This is a genomic window from Collinsella sp. HCP28S3_E9, from assembly GCF_052065455.1.
Lineage (GTDB): Bacteria > Actinomycetota > Coriobacteriia > Coriobacteriales > Coriobacteriaceae > Collinsella.
This window is the reverse complement of the sequence record NZ_JBQHTZ010000055.1, coordinates 1-322: the sequence shown is the minus strand read 5'-3', so window position 1 is coordinate 322 and position 322 is coordinate 1. Positions and strand designations below refer to the sequence as shown.

The 322-nt window shown below is 68.0% G+C and carries 1 protein-coding gene; it reads right to left on the bottom strand.

The features are described 5' to 3' along the window. Positions 1–322: agmatine deiminase family protein (locus ACTNA2_RS09125; protein WP_441049402.1), on the bottom strand; the 322-nt coding region annotated here is incomplete at both ends.

The following is a 322-nucleotide window of genomic DNA, read 5'->3' as shown; positions in this document are numbered from 1 at the left end:
GGTCATGTACCCGCGAAGCTCCTCGCTCCAGGGCTCGAACTTCTTGCGGTACTTGGGCCAGAGGGACTCGGGGTCCTCCTCCTCCTCGAGCACCGCGGAGCAGGTGCGGCCGGGGGACAGGAGGCACTGGTCGGTGACGACGAGGGTGCCCTCGCCGTCGACGGTGATGGAGCCGCCCTCGAGGATCATGTCGTCGGGACGGTAGCGGCGGCAGCCGGAGAGCTCGGCCATCTTGAGGGCGATCTGCTCGTCCTTGTCCCACGGGAAGTAGAGGCCGTCGATGAGGCCGCCGTAGCCGTTGAAGTGCCAGTGGTTGGCGCGC